Source organism: Sphingomonas sp. ASY06-1R (genome assembly GCF_052180265.1).
Taxonomy (GTDB): Bacteria; Pseudomonadota; Alphaproteobacteria; order Sphingomonadales; family Sphingomonadaceae; genus Sphingomonas_I.
The window spans coordinates 1,409,576-1,432,722 of the sequence record NZ_CP197464.1 but is presented as its reverse complement, the minus strand read 5'-3'; the positions used below and the strand labels follow the sequence as shown (position 1 = coordinate 1,432,722).

Sequence of the window (23,147 nt, the reverse complement as noted above, 5' to 3'; positions counted from 1 at the left end):
CGATCTTCCAAGCTTTGCCTGGCCGGTAATCCACTGCCTGCAGTCATTCCCAAGACAATGTTCTCGACGGACATTACGCCTGCCCCCACCCGACGGTGGTGACGCAATTTCAGACCTCTACGTCAAACCACTCATATTGCGCGGCTGTCGTGGTTCATAGCCTGCATACTTCAACGCGACATGAAGCAGGAGCCGCAACAGCGGACCCAGGCATCGGGAGGGGATGCTCGCTTAGGCGCATGGCGTAGCGAAACAGGGGGACACTATGATCAAGCGTACACCGACGCGGCTGCAGCTGCTTTCCGCGACTTTTCTGGCAGGCATCGTCACCGCACCCGCTCAGGCGCAACAGCAACCTACGCCAGAGCTGGTGGCGGACGAGGCGCAGGGATCGAACGAGATCGTCGTGACTGCGACGCGGCGCTCGGTGTCGCTGCAAACGGCGCCCATCAACATCTCGGCGATTGGCGAGGCAGCGCTGGAGACCAAGCGGCTCGACGACATCGGCGACATCGGTCTCTTCACGCCGGGCCTGACGGTGCCTGAAACGGGGCCGCGTACCGCCAACAGCATCGTCATGCGCGGCATCACATCGGGTGGACCGGCGGGCACCAACCGCAGCACCGCAGTGGGCGTCTACCTTGGCGAAATTCCGCTCTACGTCGACTTCAAGTTCCTCGATATCAATCGGGTAGAGACGCTGCTTGGCCCGCAGGGGACGCTCTACGGCCTCGGCACGCTCGCGGGGGCGATCCGCTACATTCCCAACCGCCCGAACTTTACCAATATCGAGGCGGAAGCACATAGCCGCGTCTATGACGTCGCCCATTCCAGCGGCATCGGCACCGTGGTCGACGGCACGATCAACCTGCCGATCGTGCAGGATAAAATCGCGCTGCGGGTCACCGGGGGCTATTATTACGACCCCGGCTTCGTCGACTCCCCGTTCCTGGTGCGTCAGCTCGGCGTTTCGCTGCCCCAGCCCAATTTCAATGACCCGGCCGCGGTCGCAGCCAACCTGCGCCGCGGGAAGGATCTCAACGATGAGAAAACCTATTCCGTCCGCGCACAATTGGGCTTCGACCTTGGCTGGCTGCGTCCAACGTTCAGCTACATCCGCCAGGAAACCAAGACCCGCGGCACGCAGGTAAACGGGGGCTATGGCGCGACCTATACGCTGAACCCGAACGGCGTCCCCTTCCCCGACGGGCAATGCGTCTATGCCGACTGCAAGGGCGTTCTAGGCACGGGTAAATACGAAAATGGCGGCCGCGTTGAACAGCCGTCACGCCGTACGCTGGACCTGTTCGCGGCCGAGATCACGGCCGACATTTTTGACATCGCACAGTTCGTCTCGGCAACCGCTTATTCGAAGCAGCATCTTTACCAGCAAGGCGATATTGCCGATCTGCTGCTCGACCTGGATTATGATTATGAGTTGTTCCCGGCCTTTGCCGGCACGACCACGTCGGACAGCGATCCCAAACAGTTCAACCAGGAAGTCCGCCTCGTCTCGACGCATGGCGGCCCGATCAACTGGCTCGTAGGGGGCTTCTACAACCATTATAAAAGCTACACGTTCAGCGCCGAACGCATTCCCGGTTTCCCCGAATTCGGCGCGGCCAATTCCACCGGGCCGGGCAGCCTCTACGGCACGCTGTATCGAGGGCTCGTCCGCCCGGACGGCCTAGAATATATCTCCTTCACCGATACCTACACCAAGGAATATGCCGCCTTTGGCGAGGCGACCTGGCACATCACATCGAAGTTCCAGATCACCGGCGGCGCACGCTATTATAAATATAAATCCTATATTTCAGGCGCGACCGACACACCGCTGCTCTCGGGCGGTCGTCGGCGTACGCCCTATCCGCTGATCCAGTTCGATCCTTCCCGGGTCCGTACCGGCTCCACCAAGGATGACGGCTTCGTCTACAAGGCCAACGCTTCCTACGAATTCAGCCCGGAGCTGTTCGGCTATGCCACCTATTCGACCGGCTATCGGATCGGCGGCGTCAACCGCGTGGCGCCGTGTATCGTCCCCCTGCCCCCCGGCCAGAATGTCTGCGCGCTGCCCAACGAACTGTCCTACGGCCCCGACAAGACCAAGAATTACGAAGTCGGGATCCGCTTCAGCTTACTCGACCGAATGCTGCAGGGCACGATCGATCTCTACAATATCGACTGGTCGAACCTTCAGCTCGGGAGCCAGACGACCAACGGCGCGGTCGGCATCACCGCCAACGCCGGCGGCGCGCGCAGCCGTGGCGTGGAGGCGAATTTGTCCTTCACGCGTGGCAAGTTCAACCTATCGGGCAATTACACCTATCTAGACGCCAAGCTGACTAAGGATGCGCCCGGCCTGATCGGCGGGCTCAGCAAGCCGTTCGCCATCCCCGGCGCGGGCGACGCCTTTAAGGGGGATCGCCTGCCCGGCTCATCCCGGCATGCCGGCTCGATCACCGCGAGCTACACCGTCCCGGTCCCGAATGCCGATCTGACCTTCGTCTGGACCACGGCGGCGCGCAGCAATACCTACTCCACCACCGGGCTGCGCGGCTATGGCGAGGCAATCCCCGGCTATTCCACCAGCCGCGCCTCGATCACCTACAAGAAGGCGCGTTGGGAAGCGTCCATCTTCTCCAATAACATCTTCAACAAATATGCCGTGTCCAGCGTGTCCAACGACTATACGCTGGCGCGCTTGAACGACGGGGTCCAAATTCGCTCCTACGGCTACGGCGTGATCCAGCCGCGCACCATCGGCGGGGAGGTCCGCGTCCATTTCTAAGCCTTGTGGCGTAGGGCGCCTAGTCAGCGCTTCCTGATCCGAACGCACGCCGTCCTGTCCATGCGGCAGGGCGGCGTTTGCATTGGGAGCGGACAGCATCGCGCGCCGCTACCGCCACCGGTTGTCGTGGAAAGACATACGCGCGGCCGCACCGTCAGCATATCGTAAGACAAATACTGCTAGCGGCACGCGCATGCGGGCGCGGAGTCGCGCGCACGCAACACCGCCAAGGCAGCGAAGGGGCATCGAATGAGCGGGACCGGCAATGACGACGATCAAGCGATCGATCAGGGACGCCGGCTTCTTCTGGGCGGACTGGTAGCGGCCGGTGTTGCTGCGGCCGGTTCAGCGACATCCGCCGAGGCCAAGCCCGCCGCCGCCCCGCGCCGGACGCAGCCAAGCGATGCCGCCCTGCGGGCGCATATCGACACGATCGTCGTGATCTATGCCGAAAATCGCAGCTTCAATAATCTCTTTCCCAATTTTCCGGGCTTGCAGCAGCCCCTCTCGGCAGTGCCGCGCGAACGGACGCTGCAGCGCGACCGGGATGGCCGCCTGCTCGATCACCTGCCCAAGATTTGGGAAGGACTTGTGCCGACCAAGCAGGTGGTCGAGCATCGCGAATATCAGATCGGCCCGGACGATCTGCCGGCCTTTGCCAACGGGCCATTCCCCCTCCAGACACCCGAAGGCGATCCGCTGCCGCATGGGCTCATCACCAGCGATCTGGTCCACGCTTTTTATAACAATCAGCTGCAGATCAATGGCGGCAAGAATGACGGCTTTGTCGCGTGGGGCGACACGGGCGGGCTGGTCATGGGCCATTATGCCGACGGCGCCGCTAACTTACGGCTTTGGCAGATCGCGCGCGAATTCACCTTGTGCGACAATTTCTTCATGGGCGCCTTCGGCGGCTCCTACCTCAACCATCAATATCTGATCGCGGCGCAGCCACCCTTCTATCCCAATGCCGACACGAGCCCGGCCAAGGGGCGCATCACGGTCTTGGAAGGCGCTGATCCAAAAGGCATCCGCCCAAAGCAGACGGACGCATCACCGAAAAGCGCGATGGACGGGCCCGTCCGCTTCGTGCCCAATTCGATCACGCCCGATTTCTGGTCGGTCAACACGATGCTCCCTCCCTATGCGCCGACCTACAATCTCGATCCCGATCGGCCGGCTTATGCCGATGCCTCCAATGCCCACACGCTCGTCCCACAGCATCATAAGACGATCGGAGATCTCCTCACCGCCAAGGGGGTCGATTGGGCCTGGTATGCTGGCGGCTGGGCGGCGGCGCTGGCCGGCAAAGCACAGGATGGCGAATTCCCCTCCCGCCCCAATTTTCAGCCGCACCATCAACCGTTCAACTATTTCGCCCAGTTCGGGCCCGGCACGGCTGAACGGGCGAGACGTCTGCGCGACGCCGGCCTGGGCGAGACGGCGCGCACCAACCTGTTCCTTGCCGATGCTGCCGCGGGCAAGCTGCCACCGGTCACCTTTTACAAGCCGCAGGGCAATTTGAACATGCACGCCGGCTATTCGGACGTGGATGCTGGCGACCGCCACATCGCGCGGGTGATCGACGCGCTGCGCCGCAGCCCGCAGTGGGACAAGATGCTGGTCGTCATTACCTTCGACGAGAATGGCGGTTGGTGGGATCATGTCGCGCCGCCCAAAGGCGACCGCTGGGGCCCGGGCACGCGTATTCCGGCGCTGATCGTTTCCCCGCATGCGCGCAGCGGCGAAGTGGATCACACGATTTACGACACCGGCTCGATCGCCCGCTTCATCACGCGCCGCTGGGGCCTGGAAAAGCTGCCCGGCCTGGCCGAACGCGAACGGGCGATGCTCGCCGCAGGCGGCCCTGCCCCCGGCGATCTCACCGCCGCGCTTCGATTCCGCGCCTAGTGCAGGATCTTCCGCAAATTTGGCCCTAGCCGACGGTACGTACGACGGCGCCCGCCGCGTCGCGGATGACCGTCTGTTCAACGTCCCAGACGATGCCCGGCACGCTCTGCACACGATATTCGCCGATTACGGGGCGCAGCGTGGCACATAGCTCGTCGAGCGCAGTGGGCGTGAGCGTGACGTGCAATTGCCTGTCTTTCTCTGTCGCGGCCGCGGACTCGCCCGACGTAAAAAGGATCGACTGGTCCGACCCGACGAGGAACAGCGGACGCCCGAACGGCAGGCGCAATGTAAGCGACTGCAGCAGCTCCTCGACATTGTTTGCACCGAGGCGAATGACGGTCACGGGCGAGCGGAGCATCCGCTGGCGCGAAGACCAGCCGAGCACCGTCACGAACATGGTCCCCATGGATGATCCATCGCGCGCCGTGCCCGCTTGCACCGCATCCTGAACGCCGGGGCGATCCATCAGGGAAGGCCGCGCTAAATCCGTTACCCATAACGGCATGTGCGGCAGCAGCGCGTCCAACAGACCGCGCGTCTGCCAACGCTTACCGGCCTCCATTTCATCAAGCGTAAGCCCCACGATCTGCAGGAACTGCAACCGGCCGTGCGGGGTGTCGATCGTGGGCAGTTCAGGGTCCGCTATGAACGCCAGCGCCTGCAATTGGGTGTCCGTTCCCAAGGCGATCGGCCCGTTGATGTCCATCCATTCGCCGTCGCGCACCACATTGCCCGACGTGAAGACGTAGCGGGCCAGGTTCTGCATCAGGCTGAAGGCCCATGCCGGCGGCTCTTCATCCGCGCCGTCGCAGGTCAGCCGGAAGGTCAGCTCGAACCCCCACCCACTGACCTTGGCATCGTCGCTATCCTTGGCATATAGCTCGCTCAGGCCGTAGCTGACGAAATGCCAGTGCGGCACGGGATCGATCCGTTTCCACACGCTGATCCCATCGAGCGGATCTTGGCCGCCCAGCATCCATTTGATGATTGTTCCGAAATGCTTGGGCTCCTGGCCGGGGTAAAGCCTCGCCAGCGCGGCGTCGATCGCCTCCCAGCCCGGTGCTGCATCGTCATCCGCATCATCTTCAGCCATGGTTGCGAGGCTATCGGGTCAGGCGCCCCTCTGTCGAGCCGCTCTGCCGCTCTATGCTCACGATACGGCGTTTAGCCGGTGGCACGACATGGGATCGGAGCCCGCGGCCCGTGTACGAAGACCCTATCGCTCGCCGTTGCGACGCATTGGCATCGCGTCGATCGTCTGCTCCAGCACGCCCGACGGAAGCGGGTTTGAACGGCGAAGCTTCTCCCCACCGTCCTTGCCGATCAGCACGACAGAGAAGCGGTCCGCCGGCAGTCGATATTTATGCCGAAGCATATCCGCCGTATCGGTCGCGCCGGTCACATCTTTTCCGGCAATTTCGATCAGGCTCAGGTCGCGCGCCTCGGCCCCGGCCTTCCAGCGTGCGACAATATTGCGCTGTGCGACCAGGGCCGCGTCGTTCGCGAAAGGCGCGCTCACCAGCAATATGCGGCGCTCCCACCGCATCCCGGCAATACTGCTGGGGTTCGCCACCATCATCGGCAGCGCGGCCAGCAAAAGAAAAGGGCTCATCGGGTGAAAACGTCCCGCAATTCTTGCCGTTCCGGCCTATTGCCACCGCTTTCGCCTCCTGGATCACGGCGCCCGGAACCTACCTCAGTCCGGCGCGTAAAGCATTGAACTCGGCCAGCATCTTGCCTGTGCCCGGCGGAGCAGCGAATGACTGATGTTGGCCAGTGAGCGGAGCAAACATCGCCATTGGCGTGCCCGTTCGCAATGAAGTCGAGCGGTTGCCGATCCTGCTCCGCGCACTATCCGCGCAGACGGATGCGCCGCCATTCACGCTTGCCCTGTTCTTCGACAATTGCGTTGATGGCAGCGAAGCGCTGGTCACCGACATGGCCGGTGGTCTTCCCTTCCCCATAGCGACAAGCTGCTGCAACACCGGTGGACAACCCAATGCCGGCCTCGCCCGGCGACATGCAATGTCATTGGCGGCCGCCATTGCCCCCTCGGGCACGCTCATGACCACCGACGCCGACAGCGCGCCCGCAACGGACTGGATTGCCGCCAATCTGCACGCTCTTCGCGCCGCCGACGTCGTTGCCGGTCGCGTCGTCCATGAGGCGGGGGGCGCCTCTGCGATCCAGGCCCAACTCGAAGCCTATCTCGACCGCCTGCACAGCTTCCGCCGCTTGTTCGATCCCGTCCCGTGGGAGGCGCCCCGCAGCCACCATTGGACGAGCGCCGCCAGCCTCGCTGTATGCAGCCATGTCTACCAGGCGATTGGCGGATTTCCCGCCATGCCCAATGGCGAGGATGCTGGCTTTGCAGATGCGGCTGCGCGCGGCGGCTACCGCCTGCGCCGCGACGCCGCTGTGTGGGTGACAACATCGACCCGACGAAGCGGTCGCGCCGCGGCCGGCCTCGCGGCCAGCCTGTCCGCATGGGACAACGCCTCCGTCCCGCCCGACATCGCCCATCCCGAAGACGAAGCCTGGCGTTATGCCCTTCACGCGAAGGCGCGCCATCTCCATGGCTCCGGCCAGTTCGACCTGCTGGCGCACGCGCTTGATCTGCCCTTGACCGAGGTGGAGCGGGTTGCCGACGAATGCCGCAACGGAGAGGCCTTTGCCGCGCGCATTGTGGGTGCTCCGCCGGGCGGCATGCGACAGGTGCCGCTTCCTCGTGCCGAGTTGCTGCTGGCGACCCTGGAACAGACACAGCTGGAGGGCGCAGCATGACAGCACCCCTCACCTTGGCGTCCATTGCCGGGCTGACCCCCAAGCTGGAGAGCCTCAACGATCCGGCCGACGCCCACGCCCTCCTGCGCCTGCTGCGTCTGTTGTACGATGTCGGGCGGTCGGACGTGCCCCTCGGCCGGATCTTCGAAGGGCATGTCGATGCGCTGCAGATCATCTCGCGCTACGGATCGGTGGAGCAAAAGCAGCGGGCCGACGCAACCGCGCGGGATGGCGGCGCTTTCGGTGTCTGGAATGCCGACCAGTCGGGCGAGCCGCTGACTTTCGACCATGCCCACCTGAACGGCGCCAAGGCGTTTGCGTCCGGCGCGGGCCTTCTCACCCACGCATTGGTGACGGTCGACGTTGAGGGCGCACGGCAGCTCCTGCTGCTCGACCTGCAGCAAACTCCGCCGGAATTCGACACGAGTTGGTGGCGGGTCAGCGGCATGCAGCGGTCAGAGACGCATCGCGCGCGTTGGCAAAATGTCGCCGTCGACGCTGACATATGCATCGGCAAGCCGGGCGACTATGTGCGCGAGCCCTGGTTCAGCGGCGGAGCGATCCGCTTCGCCGCCGTTCAGGCCGGCGCGATCGCCGCCGTGGTGGATCATACCCGCGATCACCTTGTCGCGCAGCAACGCGACAGCGATCCCCACCAGCGCGCCAGGTTAGCGGATCTCTATCGGGCGGCGCAGTCGGCAGCCGATGCCGTTGCGCAAGCGGCCGAGCATTGGTCGCTGACGGACATCGCGGCGACGCTCGCTCATGTCTCTGCCGCTCGGGCCGCCGTATATGCGGCCGGCGAGACCGTTCTGACCATCGCACAAGCGGCGATCGGCGTGCAGGCGATGTTCGTTGAGCATCCGGTGAACGCGGTCCTCACCGATCTCTCGACCTATCTTCGCCAGCCCGGGCCCGATGCGCAGCGCGACCGCGTGGGCGAAGCTGTTGCCTCGGGCCTCCTCCGTCCGTGCCTGTGACGCAGGTGTCCCGATCGTTGCGCCGCCTCCTCGTGGTGGCGCCGCATCCCGATGACGAAGCGATCGCCGCATGGGCGCTGATCCGGCATATGACCGCGCGCGGCCGGCACATCGATGTGATCGTCGTCAGTGACGGCGGCGCATCCCACCCCGAAAGCCGAAACTGGCCCCGCCCGCGGCTGATCGCGGAACGCCGTCGCGAGACGCGCCGGGCCATGCGGCGGCTGGGCATCTGCCCGGACAGGATCTGCTTCCTGGGTCTGCCCGATGGCGCCCTGAGCGACGATAAGAAGAAGCTCCGGTCTCAGCTCGGACGCGCTATTCTGAATAAGCCGGCACCCCAACTGATCATTGGCCCGATGCCCGACGACGCCCATGCCGATCATCGTGCCGTCGCTGCGACCCTTGCCGCCCTGCCCCGTCGCGGCGAGCGGCTGGCCGGCTATCGGGTCTGGCCAGAGGGCGCCGGACGGACATTGTCCGGCTTGGTCGTGCCACTCAGCCCGGACGAGATCGGGATGAAGCGGGCAGCGGTGCGCCGCTACCGCACGCAGGCCGGCTTGATCACCGACGCGGACGCCGGCTTTGCCATGACCCACCGCCACCTCAATGCCTTTGCGCGTCCGGCGGAGCGGTTCGCATGGGTGCGGTGAAAGCGATCAATCTCGAAGGATTCGAGGCCAAGTTCGCCGGCAATGACGATCCGTGGTCGACATGGGACGCGCGCGACGAAGTGCTGAAGCGACGGGCGATCCTGCACGGCTTGGGCAGTCCGCTTGGCCGCGTGCTCGAACTCGGCGCCGGCAACGGCTCGAACAGCCGTTCGCTGGCAGCACGGGCGCTTCGCCTCGACGCGACCGAGGCGACAGCTGCCGGCACCGATCTGGTGCGTCGCGCACTTCACGGCACGGAACCCCGCGCCCGTGCGCGCCGCCTGATCGTACCGGACGCGCCGCCGCGCCCGACCTACGACGCGATCATCATCGCCGAGCTCCTTTATTATCTTGATCGTTGGACCATGGACAAATTGGCGCGTCAGGTGGCACGCCGCCTGCGTTTCGGCGGCACGCTCGTGCTGGCGCACCATCGCATCACCTTCTACGATTTTGTGCAGCATGCAGACGGCATCCAGCGTCGGTTTCTGGCCGGAACCGGCGTACGATGGTCCGTACGGCCGGTGCGACGCACAGGCCGTTGGCAGGTTATCGCCTGCACCCGTCAGCCTTGAGCGGAGTGCGCGGGAGCTAATCCGGCGACCGAACGCTTTTACAGGGTCACGCAGAGTGGCGATCGGAGAGGTCCCCAAGATGAGCATCGAAGGCAAAGCAAAAGAAGCCGCCGGTTTCGTGAAGGAAGAACTGAACGAGCATGGCAAGTCGCCCGAGGCAAAGGAGCGCGCGCAGGAAGGCCGCGACCTTCGCAATGAGGGGCGTATCGAAGACGGCAAGGCCCCCAAGACGACCGAGCCGGGCACCGGCGCGAAGGAATAACGATCATGACCCCCGCCGCGGCGGGGGTCTTCATTCACGCCGCACCGGCACGTGCGCACGATAGGCGTAGGGTAGTCCGCATAGAACGCCGGTTGCCGCCTTGACCGAGATTTGCCCCGCATTTCATCATTCTGTCATATGACTCAGCTCAACGGGCCCCTCAGGCTGTTCTGACAAAGGCAGAATAGCGACCAGGGGCCCAAGCGTCGCAAATCTATGCGAAGTCAGCATGATATCGTCGCTCGCTGGGTGGCCCGCGAAATTCTGCCACATGAGGGCCGGGTGCGGGCGTGGCTGTCGCGCCAGTGGCGCGGCACCATCGATGTCGATGATGTCTTGCAGGAGGCCTATTGCCGCCTCTCGGCGCTTGGCGCGATCGACCATATCGAAAACCCGCTCGCATATTTCCGCCGGACCGCACATGCCGCGGCAGTCGACGCCATCCGGCATACGACCAAAAACATTGTGTCGATGACGGAAAGCGACGGGTTCGACGTCCTTGATGAGAGTCCTTCCGCTGATCGGGTGGTCGAAGGTGCCCAGGAACTGGGCCGCGTCGCCAGCCTGCTGGCGAGTCTTTCGGACACCTGCCGGCGCGTCATCGAGCTGCGACGGGTCGAAGGGCTGTCGCAACGGGAGGCCGCGGCACGGCTCGGGGTCAGTGAGAATGTCGTCGAGAACCACATCGTGCGCGGAATAAGGAAGGTGACGGCGGCCATGGCCGAACAGGACGCCGAAGCTGGGAAGGATGCCGAAGAGCAAGAGGACGCGCATATTGGCAAGCTCCGTTTCCACTGAGCGCCTTGACGAGCAGGCGGCGCGCTGGGCGGCGCGCGCGCTGGACGGCGAGATGCCGGCCGACCTGGCGCGCGAATTCGATGCGTGGATCGCGGCGGACCGGCGGCATCGCGGCGCCTATCTGCGCGCGCGCGCTATCCTCTACACGCTCGAAGATGCCGTGGAGGCCGCTGCCGCCGCCGCGAACATGCGCGCACCCGTCGCCTCAGTCGAGGAGGTCGCATCCAACGCCCGGAGCCCCCTGCGCGACTGGTTTGCCCGAAGCCGGGTCGCGCTCGGGAGCGCGCTGGCCGCATCCTTGGTCGTCGCCGCGGGATTAAGCTTTGCCGGTCTGCTCCGGTCGCCTTCGCCGGCTCTCCCCGCGGAGGTTGCCGCGCGCGACCTCACGCTCGCCGATGGATCGGTGGCGACACTGGGCCAGGGGGCAAAACTGGAATTCACGATGCGCGACGGGGTGCGCAAGGTGCACCTTCTCCGCGGCGAGGCGCTGTTCCATGTCGCCAAGGATCGCGCCCACCCGTTCGTGATCCAGTCGGGTGACGTCTATGCGCAGGCGACGGGCACTGTCTATTCGGTGCGTCGCGTAGGGGAGACCGGCGGCGCCGTCCGCGTCCAGGAAGGCAGCGTGCTGGTATGGGGGCGCGACGATCGCGAACAGGCGGTGCTGCTGCGCGCCGGCGGCGCCTTGACGCTGGAGCCGGGGCTGCCGCGTCCCGATACGGACGTCGCGCGTGTCGTGCGCCCGACGCCACCACCCCCCGCATTGGCGCAGATCGCGCTGGATGATGTGACAATCGCCGCCGCGGCCGATCGGTTCAACCGCATCAACCGGACCCGTATCGTCGTCGATCCCGCGCTCGGCCAGATCCGCATCGTCGGCCTGTTCCGCGCCAACGATCCCGAACGCTTCGCACAAGCCGCAGCCGCAGTCGCGGACGGCGAAGCCGAGGTCGGTAAGGACACAATCGTAATAAAACCGAAATAAATCTTTCGCGGATAATTAATATTTTAATCGTGAAGGAAAATAACCCGTTGCCGGTCTTCAATATTGAGACCAGCAAACGGGGACATCATGCTTTCTAATCAGTATCGGGCGACCGCGGCGATTGTCGCGATCGCAGCCATGTCGTGCGTTTCGGCACCAGCAATGGCGCAGACGCGGGCGTTCAATATCGCGGCGCAACCTGCTGCGAAGGGTGTCAAGGAACTGGCGCGCCAGGCCGGCATCCAGATCATCATCGCCGGACGCGATGCCGACGGGCGCAGCACCAACATGGTGAAGGGCACGCTCGACACGCGCGCCGCGCTTGACGCGCTGCTCGACGGCACTGGCCTCACGGTGCGCTCGTTCGACGGCAGCATCGCGGTGCTCGGCGCGGAGAAAAGCGAGGGTGCGGAACTCGTCGTCACGGGCTCCCGCGTCGTGCGCAACGGCTATCAGGCGCCCACGCCGCTCACCGTATTGGGGCGCGACGAGATCGAGCGCTCGGCGCAGATCAACCTGGCCGAACAATTGAGCCGGCTGCCCGCGCTCGCCGGCAGCAACAATCCGCGCAACACCGCCAGCAATATCAGCGGCGGCTTCATGGGGATCAGCTCGCTCAACCTGCGCAATCTCGGCGCGACGCGTACGCTGGTGCTGCTCGACAGCCAGCGTTTGCCCGCGGCCTCGCTCAACGGCCTGGTCGATGCCAATTCCATCCCCAGCGCCCTGGTCGAGCGCGTCGATATCGTGACCGGCGGTGCGTCCGCCGCGTGGGGGTCGGATGCCGTCGCCGGCGTCGTCAACTTCGTGCTCGACAAGGATTTCACCGGCGTGAAGGGTGAGGTGCAGGGCGGCATCACCACCTATGGCGACGACAAGAATTATCGCGTGTCGCTCAGCGCCGGCACCGGCTTTGCCGACGATCGCGGCCACATCCTCGTCAGCGGCGAAAATTGGTATAGCGAGGGCATCAAGGGCATGCCGCGCAATTGGTATCGCGGCCGCAAGACGTTGTTCAACCCGGCCTATACCGCCACCAACGGCCAGCCCGAATATATTGTCCGCGATCAGGTCGGCTACACCACCGTCGCGCCCGGCGGCATCGTCACGCGCGGCCCCTTGCGCGGCCTGTATTTCGGCCCAGGCGGCGCGCCCGCGCAGCTCAATTACGGCGCGACCGTCAACGATCCCTTCATGGTCGGCGGCGATTGGCGCGCGACCGATTTCGGCAACGGCCCGCAGAATCTGGATCCGGAAGTTTCGCACAAGAGCGTCTTCGGCCGGCTCAGCTACGATGTCGCCGACCGCGTCAATGTCTTCGGCGAATTCTCCTACGTCCAGGCGAAGACCAAGACGACCGGCACGCCGATGTTCAACTTCGGCGGGCTCATCATCCAGCGCGACAATGCCTTCCTGCCCGAAGCCGTGCGCCAGCGCATGACGGAGCTGGGCGAAACATCACTCAACGTCGGCAGCTGGAACGAGGCGATTGGCGGCATCGTCACCGAAACGCGCCACAATCTATATCGCTATGCGCTTGGCGCGGAGGGCAAGGCGGACGTGCTCGGCACCGACTGGAGCTGGATCGTGCGCGGCAACCGCAACGTCAGCAAATTCTACAATGGCACCGCCGTCCCGATCACCGCCAATTATAATGCCGCGATCGATGCGGTGCGCGCGCCCAGCGGTGCTATCATCTGCCGCTCGACCCTGACCAATCCCGGCAATGGCTGCGTGCCGCTCAACATCCTCGGCACCGGCGTCGCCTCCCAGGCGGCGCGCGATTATGTGATCGGCAAATCCTACCTCAATGCCAAGATCACGCAGGACGTCGTTTCCGCCACCGTGCGCGGCGAGCCCCTGGCGACCTGGGCCGGCCCGGTGTCGATCGCCTTCGGGGTGGAGCATCGCCGCGAGGCGGAAGAGGGGACGAGCGATCCACTCTCGCTGCTCCACCGATACTGGGCGGGCAATTACAAGCCGATCCACGGCTCCTACACAGTCAACGAAGCCTTCCTGGAGGCGGTCGTCCCGCTCGCCGCGCGCACCAGCTGGGCCTACGCGCTCGATCTGAACGCCGCCGTCCGCGCGACCGATTATAGCACGTCCGGTTATGTCACCACTTGGAAGGCCGGGCTCAGCTACGCGCCGGTTCCCGATCTGCGCCTGCGCGTCACCCGCTCGCGCGATATCCGCGCCGGCAATCTGTCGGAACTGTTCCAGGCCGGCCAGACCAACACCACTACCCTGGTCGATCCCGCCAAGAACAACCAATCCTACACCGTCTTCCAGACCACCGTCGGCAACCCGGTGGTGAAGCCCGAAAAGGCCGACACGCTGAATATCGGCGCGGTCGTCCAGCCGCGCTTCGTGCCGGGCCTGTCCGCCTCGGTCGATTATTTCGACATCAAGGTGAAGGGCGCGATCGCGACGCTGGGCGCCAGCACGATCATCAACCAATGCTATGAGGGAAATCAGTCGCTTTGCGGCCTGATCGTGCGCAACGCCCAGGGCTTCATGACGGACGTCTTCCTGCGCCCGATCAACCTCGCGCGGCAGACCGCGCGCGGCCTGGATATGGAGCTGGGCTACCGCCTGCCGATCGCCCGTCTGGCGAGCGGCCTCGGCGACGGCACCCTATCGTTCCGCGCGCTCGCGACGCGCTACCTCGAAAGCAGCACCGACAACGGCATCAATCCCCCCACCTCCAATCGCGGCGAGAATACCGGCGTGCCGACCTGGCGCTATCTGGGCGAGATCGCATTCGACAAGGGGCCCCTGTCGCTGTCCGTCACCGGCCGCGGCTTCAGCGACGGCGTGCTCGCCAATGCCTTCGTCCAATGCACCAGCGCCTGCCCGACCTCGACCACGCTCAACCGTACGATCGACAACAACCATGTCGATGGCGCCTTCTACGTCGATCTCTCGGCCAGCTACGCACTCAACACTCGCGTGAAGCTGTACGTCGCGGTCGACAATGTCGCGAACAAGGCACCCGCGCCTTACGCTGCCGCTGGCACCGGCATCGGCAGCGCCCAGATCGGCGTCTCGCAAACCTACTATGATGTGATCGGCCGTGCCTTCCGCGCCGGCTTGCGCTTTCAGTTCTGATTGAAGGGGCTGACACTATGTTCGGGCTCGCCTTCGCCGTCCTCGCCACCGCGCTTGCTCCGCCGGCGCCCGACAGATGGTCGAACTGGAATGTGGAGCGCGCCGCCCAGCAGGCCGTGATGCTGCCCGTCTGCACCGGGCCTTATCAGGTCTCGTCGGGCGACGTGAACGGCGACGGCTTGCCCGATCTCATCATCCCGTGCCGCGGCGAGTTGCTCTCGCCGCGGCTGGCCCGCCCCGCCAACGATCAGCTCACCATCTATCTCAACCCGGGCAAGAAGGGCGCGTGGGTTCGGCAGGACTTCACGGTCGGCTTCGGCCCCTATCATTCGGCGATCGGCGATCTGGATGGCGATGGCCGGCCCGATCTGGTCGTGCCGAACTATCAATCCAACGACGGCCGCGATCTTGCCATTCTCTATGGCGCCAGCGACCGGAAACAGCTGTTCGATCCCACCACCTATCTCGCGCTCGGCAGTAAGGATCTGGTCAACGAATATGGCCTCGATGCGCAGGGCCTGCCGCGTTACCCTACCCCCGGCCTCACCTCCGCGATCATCGCCGACGTCAATGGCGATGGCCGGCCGGACATCGTCTCCGTCTCCTACCAGTCCAACGTCTTCTTCGTGCTGCTCAACGAAGGCGGCCGCCGCTTCCGCACGGTGCGCTATCCGCAACAGCCCGCGCCATATGATCAGATGCTGGGCGGCCCGCGCGATATCGCGGCGGCCGATTATGACGGGGACGGCCGGCTCGATCTCGCTTTCTCGATGTATGAAAGCAATCTGGTCGAGGTGTGGAAGGGCGACGGCAAAGGCGGCTTCGCGCCGTGGCGCCGAACGCCCTCGTTCGGGCGCATCCCCTATCATCTCAAAGCCGGCGATCTGGATGGGGACGGCCGCCCCGACATCGTCGTCGGCAATCGCAGCACCAGCGACAATGTCGTCGTCCTGCGCAACGCGCCCGATCGCTTCGTCTATGACGGCTCGTTCAGCCCCGGCACGGCGAAACGCGGCGAAGTCACGGCCGATGAGATCCGCGACGTCACCCTCGTCGATCTCGACGGCGACGGTATCCTCGATCTGGCGGCGGCCGCGCGCGAATCCGGCAAACTGGTCTTCTGGCGCGGCACCGGCAAAAGCGGCTTTAACCAGGCTTTCGCCGATCGCCGCACTGCCCTATTTCCCGGCAAGGGTCCGCGCGGCATCGCCATCCTTCCCGGCGCCGTGGCCGTTATCTTCTACAATAGTAACGAGGTCGGAATTCTGACCGGACCTTGATCAGAAACGCGCGGTCAGGGAAAAGCGGATCGTTCGAGGCGCTCCCGGATATATCCAATAGGCGTTGTACGAACTCAGCGAATATCGCTCGTTCAGCAAATTGTCCGCTTCCAGCCGCGCGCTGAATATGGGCGTAAGCGGCACCTCCAGCGACGCCTTCACTTTGATATAGGCGGGCAGGACAAGTCCGCTCGTGTCGGTCGCGCCCGATCGCCTGCCGACATAGGTCGCGCCACCGCTCAACAGCCATTCGCCCTTGGCTGTCTCGATCCGATGGACGAGGAACAGCGAGCCGGAATGATCCGGCACGTTCAGCGCGCGCGGTGTCGCGAAATTCTCGTCGTCATAGCGCGCCTTGGTCCAGGCATAATTGATCACGGCCTGCCAGCGTCGCGCCAGATGGAAGGCCGCATCGAACTCGATGCCACGGCTTCGCAGCGAACCAACCGGGGCGAGGAAGTTGGCGTCCTTCGGGTCGGTCGTAAGGACGTTGGATTTGCGGATGTCGAACCATGTGATACCGACATCCAACGGCGCCCAGCGCCCACTCAGCCCGAACTCATAGCCATGGCCCTTTTCCGGCGCGAATGCGGCCCCGTCGCTGCCGCTGCCGGAGTTGAGCAGGTTGGATTCGCCCCAGTTGGCGTGCACCGAGACGCTTTTATCGATCGCGTACTTCGCCCCGAGGCGAAAGGTCGCCGGCCGACCGGATGCGCGCGATACCGCGCCTGTCAGGTTCTTGCGCAACGTCTGGCGATAGGTATCCAGCCGCACGCCACCGACCAGCGACAAGCGGCCCGTAACATCCCACAGATCCTGCGCGTAAAATGTCAGCCCGCGCCGGTGCTCTCGCTGATCGATGCTCGGCAACAGCGGCAGCGCCGTGGCCACGCCATAGACCGGATGGTAAATGTCGATCGCATAGGGACTGCCCCCTTGCGTCGGGTCGGAAGGGTTGCGGCGGCGCAGCAGCTCTAGATAATCGAGCGTGTAGCCCTTGATGCCGAAGCTCGGCCGGTGCGTGCCTAACACATGCACCTCGCCGCGCAGCTCCAGCCGCGCCGCCAAATCCTCGACCTCATAGCCCCGCTCGCGCCGCTGCCGCCACAGCGTCCGTCCGCCCACGAGCCGCGACTGATCGGCCGAAAACCCGCGAAGCGATCCGGTGCGATAGGCCATGCCGCCGACCAGCGACCAGCTACCGCCTAGCAAGGCTTCGCCGGTCAACTGGTGGCGCGTATCGCGCGCGCGGGTATCGCCATTGCCAGGCTCGCCGAGAAAGCGCGATGCCGGCAATGCCGATGGGTCGCCGTCGACCGCGATGACGCCGCGATCGAATGGCGCGTCATAACGGATGACCTGGCCGACATAGGTGAATTGCAGCGCCCCGGACGGGCGGAAGGTGATCGACGGCGCAATGGTACGACGCTTCAGACCGACGAAGTCGCGGAAGCCGTCGCTATTTTCCACGGCCACGACAATTCGTGCGGCCAGGTTGTTCGTCAACGGACCGGTCGCGTCCAACTCGATGCGCCGGGTGTCGAACGATCCATAGGTAAGGCGAGCGGATCCTTCCGCCGCGAACCGAGGTGTCTTCGTGACCATATTCACCCGGCCAGCGGGATCGATATCCCCGAACACCGCCCCCGCAGGTCCTTTGAGGATCTCGATCCGCTCGATCGTCGCCGGATCGCGCGCGGGCGCGCTGCCGCGGTTGGCAATGAAGCCATCGACATAATATTCGCCGCCGCCATCCGCCGTGCTGAGAAAGCCGCGAATGGCAAAATTCTCGGCGAAGCCACCGCGGTTATTCTGTTGGCTGCTCCCGCTAACCAATTCGAGCGCATCGCTCAGGCGATAGGTGCCGGCCGCGCGCAGGATATCCTGCTCCAGTGAGCGGCTCGACTGAGAAATGCGCTCGGTCGCGCGATCCGATGACAGGCCGGCATCACGGGACTTTCGCGTGCCGAGCACCACCACGCCGTCGAAATCGGCCTCCGGACCGTCTTGCGCCACGGCCGGGTCGCCAACAGCCGCACCCGCCGCCATTACGGTCGCAAAGACAAATGGTCGCGCCGCACCGATCGCACGCCGAAGGGATGTTTGTGAGAGTTCGCTACGCAACAGTCCTGCCATTCATGCGATATGATGTATCATATCATCTTGCGTTGCGCGGACATCGACGTCAACAGCGTCCGATGGTTGTCCAGGCACGGAATGAAGGAATGAACGGCCGACGTGAGGTCGGCCGATCGATACACAGCGGAATGAGATCATGACGATCATGCTGGCCGCGTCGCGCGCGGGCGCGGCCACGCTCCGGCGTGGTAAGCCACTTCCAAGACCGTCTGCACTGCCACGCTTGCACAGTATCGACGCGCTGCGTGGCTTCGTCATGATACTCATGCTGCTCGACCATCTGCGCGAAACCTGGTTCCTGCACGTGGCTGTATCCGATCCGATCGACGCTAGAATTGCTCTTCCAGCCCTCTATCTGGCGCGGCTCGCGGCCAGCCTGTGTGCGCCTGTTTTCATCGTGCTGACCGGTATCTCCGCCTTCTTGTTCCGGTCCAAGCACACGGTGGCGGAGACGCGTGCCTTTCTGCTCAAGCGCGGCGGCATACTGATGGCGCTGGAGGTGCTGTACCTGTCCGAACTCTATTGGGGTGTCGCCAGTCCGACGCTCTGGCTGCAGGTTATCTGGTGCATCGGCCTGTGCATGATCGTCCTTGCCGGGTTGATTGGCCTGTCGGCCCCTACCCTGCTCGGCATCGGACTGCTGATCGTCGCCGGCCACAATTTACTAGATCCGATCCACCTGCAACCGGATCACCCTTTATTCCCGCTGTGGGCGCTATTGCACCAGCGCGATGTCATTGCGCTGCCGTTCGGGCTCGTTGCCAAAACAACCTATCCGGTACTTCCCTGGATCGGCGTCATCACGCTGGGATATGCGGTCGGTCCGTGGTTTCTGACGCACGTTGCGCCGGACATGCGGTCGCGCCGTCTCGCGCTGATCGGCGCCGCAATGCTGATCGCTTTCGTCCTGCTGCGCCTCGCAAATACTTATGGCGACGCACCCTGGTTCGTCATCCATGGGAGCCGCATGCGCACGGCGATGAGTTTTTTCGCGCTGACCAAATATCCCCCTTCGCTGCTCTTCCTGCTGCTCACACTTGGGCTGGGCGCTATGCTGCTGGCCGCGCTGGAACGCCTGAACGACACCCGGCCGGTCGCCGCCTTGGCGGTGTTCGGCGGCGCGCCGATGTTTTTCTACCTGTTCCACCTCACGATATTGCGCCTGCTCTACCATGCGGCTTTTGCGATATGGGGCCCGACCCAGGGCAGCACGTTCGGCGTCGCGAATTATGATTGGGTGTTGCTATGGTATGTCGGCCTCATCGTGCCGCTATACTTACCGACAGCGTGGTTCTCGCGTTTCAAGGCCGCACGCCGCGACATAACCTGGCTGAAATATCTATAAACGGCGCGACGGCCGACCCGCCTGGAACCGTCGCGAGCCTTTGCGATCGCCATCCGCCCACTGGCTGGTGGACATGTCGGATCATCGCGCCATTTTCGCAGCCGTGACCTCGATCTCGACCAGGAAGTTGGGCCCTGCCAGCGCCGCAACCTGAATGGTCGATCGCGCGACCGTGTTCGGGTTTTCGGCGGTGCCGAAGAACATCTTGAAGGCGTCGTTCATGCCGGCAAAATCCATCTTGCCGCCATGCGCAGGGTCGCCCGCGACGAAGACGGTCATTTTGATGATGTCGGACATGGCGAATCCCCGGCTTGCCAGGATTGCCTTGATCTTCGTGAGCGTGCTGATGGTTTGCGTCTTCGTATCGCCGAAGTCGGCCATGGTCAGCGTCGAGGCAGGCTTCGCCGCGTCGATCGGGGAGGCCAATTGTCCCGAAAGATAGAGCGTCTCCGCACCCGGGGGCACCAACACGCCTTGCAGGATCAGCGCCGGGGTCGGACCCGTAGCCTTGAAGCGCGTGATTTCGGCGGCCTGCCCACTGCTTGCAAGCGTCGCTGCGGCAATCGTCATCCACAATGCCTTCATCATCATCCCCCTTCGTGCAGCGGAAGACGACGCCGTGCCGGCGCCGCCTTCCCGATTGGTCGCGATCGCCGTTTAGAAGCGGAAATCGATGCGTGCGTAATAATAGCCACCATTGATACCATAAGCGGAGAATGTACTGGGCGCGTCATAGACGTTCCCCGCAGTAGACAGGGTGGGTACCGGACCACTGTTCGGTACGGCAACGACCTTGGGTGGCTTCTTGTTGAACAGGTTGTTCGCGCCGACCGAGAAGGTCAGCGTCTTGGTAAGATCCACACCAACCTCCAGATCGGTCAGGGCGGCCGTCCCGATCTTGTTCCGGTAATAGCCGACCGGGGTGCTGGTCGCCGTTACCGCCCCGCCATTGGGGCTGTAGAGCACGGAATGCTTGCCATAGAGCGTCTCGCGCGCGGTGATGGTAAAGCGGTCGAGCGACCAGTTGAGCCCGCCGATGACCTTGAAGCGAGGAGCCGAATGTTCCAGCAATGACACCGACGTATAATCGAACAGGCCCTGCGCCAGGGCGGCGTCGCTGATTTTCTTGATCTTGTTCTTGTTGTAATTGCCAGACAGGGTCAGGTTGAAACTGCCGAAGTCCGAGGGGATGGTGTAGCTGCCCGTGATGTCCACACCATCGGTGTCGGTATCGACGCCGTTGGTGAAGGCCGCCACGCCCACTTGCGTGACAGTGGGATCCAGCACGTTGCCATGCGCCGCGATCGCCAACAGCACGGCGGGATTGTTGGTGGCGCCTCCCAGGCCATAGATCGTGCCCGATCCGAAGATGCGATCCTTGATGCGGATATGGTAATAATCCAGCGTGATCGTCGCACGGTCCATCGGGCGCAGAACGAACCCGCCGCTTAGGTTGAACGACTTTTCCGGTTTCAGATTGTTGAAGCCCAGCAGTTTCGCCGCGTCGGAATTGGCGGGCAGCTGCACCGTCGCTGCGGTTGGCGATACGTTGGTCGCCGAATAATATTGCTCGGCCTGGGTCGGCGCGCGAAAGCCGTTCGAGACAGTGCCGCGGATCGCGACCGCCGGCGAGAAATCGTACCGCGCCGTCGCCTTGCCGATGACCTTGCTGCCGAAATCCGAATAATGTTCGTAACGGCCCGCTACATCGACCTTCAGCCCCTCCATCGGGTTCAACGCAAGGTCGATATACGCACTTTCATTATTACGGCTGTAATGGCCGGCATCGGTCGGTTGGAAGCCGGGATAGGATTGCCCGCCTTCCTTGTAGATCGAGCCCGGATCGCCACTACCGATCGTATAGCCGTTCCTTCGATATTCGCCGCCAAAGGCAAGGTTTAACGGGCCGGCCATGCCGACATCCACTTCCTTGCTGAAGTCGGCATTGAAGGTCAGCTCGTCGTTGATGAATTTGCCATTGTAAAATTTTGTCGGCGTGAAATGGGTGTCGACAAAGAGCGCGGCGTTCGCCGAATTCTGCGTGTATATCTTGTCCTGATCGCGGCCATAGGTCACGCTCAGATCCCAATTGAACTCACCAATTTCGCCTTTCGCACCACCCGTAATGGCGGCATCATCCTCCCGAAACGCTTCCTGCGGATTGAAACCAAGCGGGTTGAACAGAACTTCTCCGGGGGTTGTCAGCGAACCTTGAACGCCCAGCACCGGAGAATGGCGGACACGGTCCGGCACCCGGTAATTCTCATAGGCGGCCGCAGTGCGATGACTGTACGTACCGAAGCTGTACAGCTGGACATCGCCCAGATCATAGCCTGCGTTGAACCCGCCCTGTGCCAGCTTCGATTGCGGATCGCCGAAGATGCGATTGATATACGGCGCGCCCGGTAGATTTTGGTAGAGCGCCACTTGCTGCGGTGATAGCCCGCTCGCCACGGTGCGCACCGTCCCATCGGGGAAATATACGCGGCGGTCGATGCCGCCGACCTGGCTGCGTTGATGATAGCGATACATGCCGGTCAGGTTGATAAAGCCGCTCTCGCCCAGCTTTGTGCCCAGGTTGATGCTGCCCGACAGAACGAGGCCGTCGCTTTTATAATATTGGCCGCCGGTGGCACTGACCGATCCGCCCTCGTCACTGTCCTTCAGGATGATGTTGATCACGCCCGCAATGGCGTCGGAGCCATATTGCGCGGCCGCCCCGTCCTCCAGGACCTCGATCCGCTTGATCGACGCCGGGGAGATGAAGTCCAGATCGGGTGCGGCGCCCCCTTGCGTCACGCCTGCCAGGACGGCCAGATTGGCGGTTCCGTGCCGACGCTTGCCGTTGAGCAGCACCAGCGTGTGGTTGGGGCTGAGACCGCGCAGACGCGCCGAAAGCGTTAGCTGGGCGGTGTCGCCGCCAAAGGCCGCCGCGTTGAAGGACGGCACCAGCTGCGTCAGCACCTGATTGAGGTTTGGCTGGCCGACATGTTGGATTGCGTCCGATCCCAGCAACTTGATGGGTGTCGCGCTCTCCGCGGCGGTAATACCAATCGCCCGCGTCCCGGTGACGATGACTTCATCGTCCGCGGAGGCGCCGGCCGGATTGGAAGCGGGCGCGGCAGGCGCCGGCGCGTCCGCGGCTTGGGCCGCCTGCCCGGTTGCGATCAGCGCCGCCGCGATCGCCAGGCGGGAAATCATGCCAATGCTCGTTTTCATATAGACCCCCCAGAGTAAACCTACGCCTCAGGAGCCTCTCACCAACACGATTATCCCTATCGCTGTTCTAATCAGACAATACGCAACACTTCATGCCTAAACGGCACGACTATTATCCCCATTAGTCGCGTAAAATGCCCTTTAAATCTGCGAATCACCTCGTCTCTTTTTCTCTCATTTGTAATATTGAAACTATATGACGGGATTTATCTGACAACTGACTCTTCTAACTTTGCTATATTTTGAGTGAATACAGAAAACGCCCGTATCATTTCTGCAACATGTGTTTCCGCATCGGTGTGAAACGGCCG

General features: G+C 63.6%; 17 protein-coding genes. 12 read left to right on the top strand and 5 right to left on the bottom strand.

Going from position 1 to position 23,147, the window contains the following annotated elements; all coding sequences use genetic code 11:
- Positions 1-265: 265 nt before the first annotated feature.
- Complete coding sequence (locus ACSBM8_RS07010; RefSeq protein ID WP_442680924.1) at positions 266-2,791, top strand: TonB-dependent receptor; 2,526 nt, start codon at positions 266-268, stop codon at positions 2,789-2,791.
- A gap of 249 nt (positions 2,792-3,040) precedes the next feature.
- On the top strand, positions 3,041-4,702 hold the full coding sequence (gene acpA, locus ACSBM8_RS07005; protein WP_442680923.1) for an acid phosphatase: 1,662 nt from the start codon (positions 3,041-3,043) through the stop codon (positions 4,700-4,702).
- A gap of 25 nt (positions 4,703-4,727) precedes the next feature.
- Here acpA and ACSBM8_RS07000 read toward each other — a convergent pair whose 3' ends face one another.
- Positions 4,728-5,798, bottom strand: a complete 1,071-nt coding sequence (locus tag ACSBM8_RS07000) for a suppressor of fused domain protein (RefSeq protein ID WP_442680922.1) — start codon at positions 5,796-5,798, stop codon at positions 4,728-4,730.
- A gap of 123 nt (positions 5,799-5,921) precedes the next feature.
- Positions 5,922-6,317, bottom strand: coding sequence for a DUF4174 domain-containing protein (locus tag ACSBM8_RS06995; protein ID WP_442680921.1), 396 nt, complete (start codon positions 6,315-6,317; stop codon positions 5,922-5,924).
- Between the two features lie 164 nt (positions 6,318-6,481).
- Between ACSBM8_RS06995 and ACSBM8_RS06990 the strand changes: the two genes are divergently transcribed.
- From ACSBM8_RS06990 to ACSBM8_RS06950, 9 genes are all read left to right on the top strand, one after another.
- Complete coding sequence (locus ACSBM8_RS06990) at positions 6,482-7,489, top strand: glycosyltransferase (protein ID WP_442680920.1); 1,008 nt, start codon at positions 6,482-6,484, stop codon at positions 7,487-7,489.
- A complete protein-coding gene (locus tag ACSBM8_RS06985; protein WP_442680919.1) occupies positions 7,486-8,469 on the top strand; it encodes an acyl-CoA dehydrogenase in 984 nt (327 codons plus the stop codon). The genes ACSBM8_RS06990 and ACSBM8_RS06985 overlap by 4 nt, the downstream gene beginning before the upstream one ends.
- A gap of 17 nt (positions 8,470-8,486) precedes the next feature.
- Positions 8,487-9,122, top strand: coding sequence for a PIG-L deacetylase family protein (locus tag ACSBM8_RS06980; RefSeq protein ID WP_442680918.1), 636 nt, complete (start codon positions 8,487-8,489; stop codon positions 9,120-9,122).
- Positions 9,110-9,697: a class I SAM-dependent methyltransferase gene (locus ACSBM8_RS06975; protein ID WP_442680917.1), complete on the top strand. Its 588-nt coding sequence runs from the start codon at positions 9,110-9,112 to the stop codon at positions 9,695-9,697. Before ACSBM8_RS06980 ends, ACSBM8_RS06975 begins: the two co-directional genes overlap by 13 nt.
- A 79-nt stretch (positions 9,698-9,776) precedes the next feature.
- Positions 9,777-9,959, top strand: coding sequence for a hypothetical protein (locus ACSBM8_RS06970; protein WP_442680916.1), 183 nt, complete (start codon positions 9,777-9,779; stop codon positions 9,957-9,959).
- Positions 9,960-10,208: 249 nt separating this feature from the next.
- Entirely contained in the window at positions 10,209-10,757 is a 549-nt protein-coding gene (locus ACSBM8_RS06965) for an RNA polymerase sigma factor (protein WP_442680915.1), read from the top strand.
- Positions 10,735-11,742: a FecR family protein gene (locus ACSBM8_RS06960; protein WP_442680914.1), complete on the top strand. Its 1,008-nt coding sequence runs from the start codon at positions 10,735-10,737 to the stop codon at positions 11,740-11,742. The genes ACSBM8_RS06965 and ACSBM8_RS06960 overlap by 23 nt, the downstream gene beginning before the upstream one ends.
- Before the next feature lie 87 nt (positions 11,743-11,829).
- Positions 11,830-14,853, top strand: coding sequence for a TonB-dependent receptor (locus tag ACSBM8_RS06955; RefSeq protein ID WP_442680913.1), 3,024 nt, complete (start codon positions 11,830-11,832; stop codon positions 14,851-14,853).
- 17 nt (positions 14,854-14,870) lie between these two features.
- Positions 14,871-16,133: an FG-GAP repeat domain-containing protein gene (locus ACSBM8_RS06950; protein ID WP_442680912.1), complete on the top strand. Its 1,263-nt coding sequence runs from the start codon at positions 14,871-14,873 to the stop codon at positions 16,131-16,133.
- Here ACSBM8_RS06950 and ACSBM8_RS06945 read toward each other — a convergent pair whose 3' ends face one another.
- Positions 16,134-18,182: a TonB-dependent siderophore receptor gene (locus ACSBM8_RS06945; protein WP_442680911.1), complete on the bottom strand. Its 2,049-nt coding sequence runs from the start codon at positions 18,180-18,182 to the stop codon at positions 16,134-16,136. It lies immediately after the preceding gene.
- Between the two features lie 235 nt (positions 18,183-18,417).
- Between ACSBM8_RS06945 and ACSBM8_RS06940 the strand changes: the two genes are divergently transcribed.
- Positions 18,418-19,617, top strand: a complete 1,200-nt coding sequence (locus ACSBM8_RS06940; protein ID WP_442681512.1) for a DUF1624 domain-containing protein — start codon at positions 18,418-18,420, stop codon at positions 19,615-19,617.
- 81 nt (positions 19,618-19,698) lie between these two features.
- Here the strand turns inward: ACSBM8_RS06940 and ACSBM8_RS06935 are convergent, their stop codons facing one another.
- The gene (locus ACSBM8_RS06935; protein ID WP_442680910.1) at positions 19,699-20,187 is read right to left on the bottom strand and encodes a RidA family protein; all 489 of its coding nucleotides are present in this window, start codon (positions 20,185-20,187) and stop codon (positions 19,699-19,701) included.
- A gap of 87 nt (positions 20,188-20,274) precedes the next feature.
- Complete coding sequence (locus tag ACSBM8_RS06930; RefSeq protein WP_442680909.1) at positions 20,275-22,836, bottom strand: TonB-dependent receptor plug domain-containing protein; 2,562 nt, start codon at positions 22,834-22,836, stop codon at positions 20,275-20,277.
- Positions 22,837-23,147: the final 311 nt, after the last annotated feature.

Coding starts and splice junctions, on each gene's coding strand:
- ACSBM8_RS06995 (WP_442680921.1), bottom strand. CDS start 6,317: ATGAGCCCTTTTCTTTTGCTGGCCGCGCTGCCGATGATGGTGGCGAAC.
- ACSBM8_RS06955 (WP_442680913.1), top strand. CDS start 11,830: ATGCTTTCTAATCAGTATCGGGCGACCGCGGCGATTGTCGCGATCGCA.
- ACSBM8_RS06970 (WP_442680916.1), top strand. CDS start 9,777: ATGAGCATCGAAGGCAAAGCAAAAGAAGCCGCCGGTTTCGTGAAGGAA.
- ACSBM8_RS06975 (WP_442680917.1), top strand. CDS start 9,110: ATGGGTGCGGTGAAAGCGATCAATCTCGAAGGATTCGAGGCCAAGTTC.
- ACSBM8_RS07000 (WP_442680922.1), bottom strand. CDS start 5,798: ATGGCTGAAGATGATGCGGATGACGATGCAGCACCGGGCTGGGAGGCG.
- ACSBM8_RS06950 (WP_442680912.1), top strand. CDS start 14,871: ATGTTCGGGCTCGCCTTCGCCGTCCTCGCCACCGCGCTTGCTCCGCCG.
- ACSBM8_RS06985 (WP_442680919.1), top strand. CDS start 7,486: ATGACAGCACCCCTCACCTTGGCGTCCATTGCCGGGCTGACCCCCAAG.
- acpA (WP_442680923.1), top strand. CDS start 3,041: ATGAGCGGGACCGGCAATGACGACGATCAAGCGATCGATCAGGGACGC.
- ACSBM8_RS06945 (WP_442680911.1), bottom strand. CDS start 18,182: ATGGCGGCGGGTGCGGCTGTTGGCGACCCGGCCGTGGCGCAAGACGGT.
- ACSBM8_RS06930 (WP_442680909.1), bottom strand. CDS start 22,836: ATGAAAACGAGCATTGGCATGATTTCCCGCCTGGCGATCGCGGCGGCG.
- ACSBM8_RS06940 (WP_442681512.1), top strand. CDS start 18,418: ATGCTGGCCGCGTCGCGCGCGGGCGCGGCCACGCTCCGGCGTGGTAAG.
- ACSBM8_RS06935 (WP_442680910.1), bottom strand. CDS start 20,187: ATGACGATTGCCGCAGCGACGCTTGCAAGCAGTGGGCAGGCCGCCGAA.
- ACSBM8_RS07010 (WP_442680924.1), top strand. CDS start 266: ATGATCAAGCGTACACCGACGCGGCTGCAGCTGCTTTCCGCGACTTTT.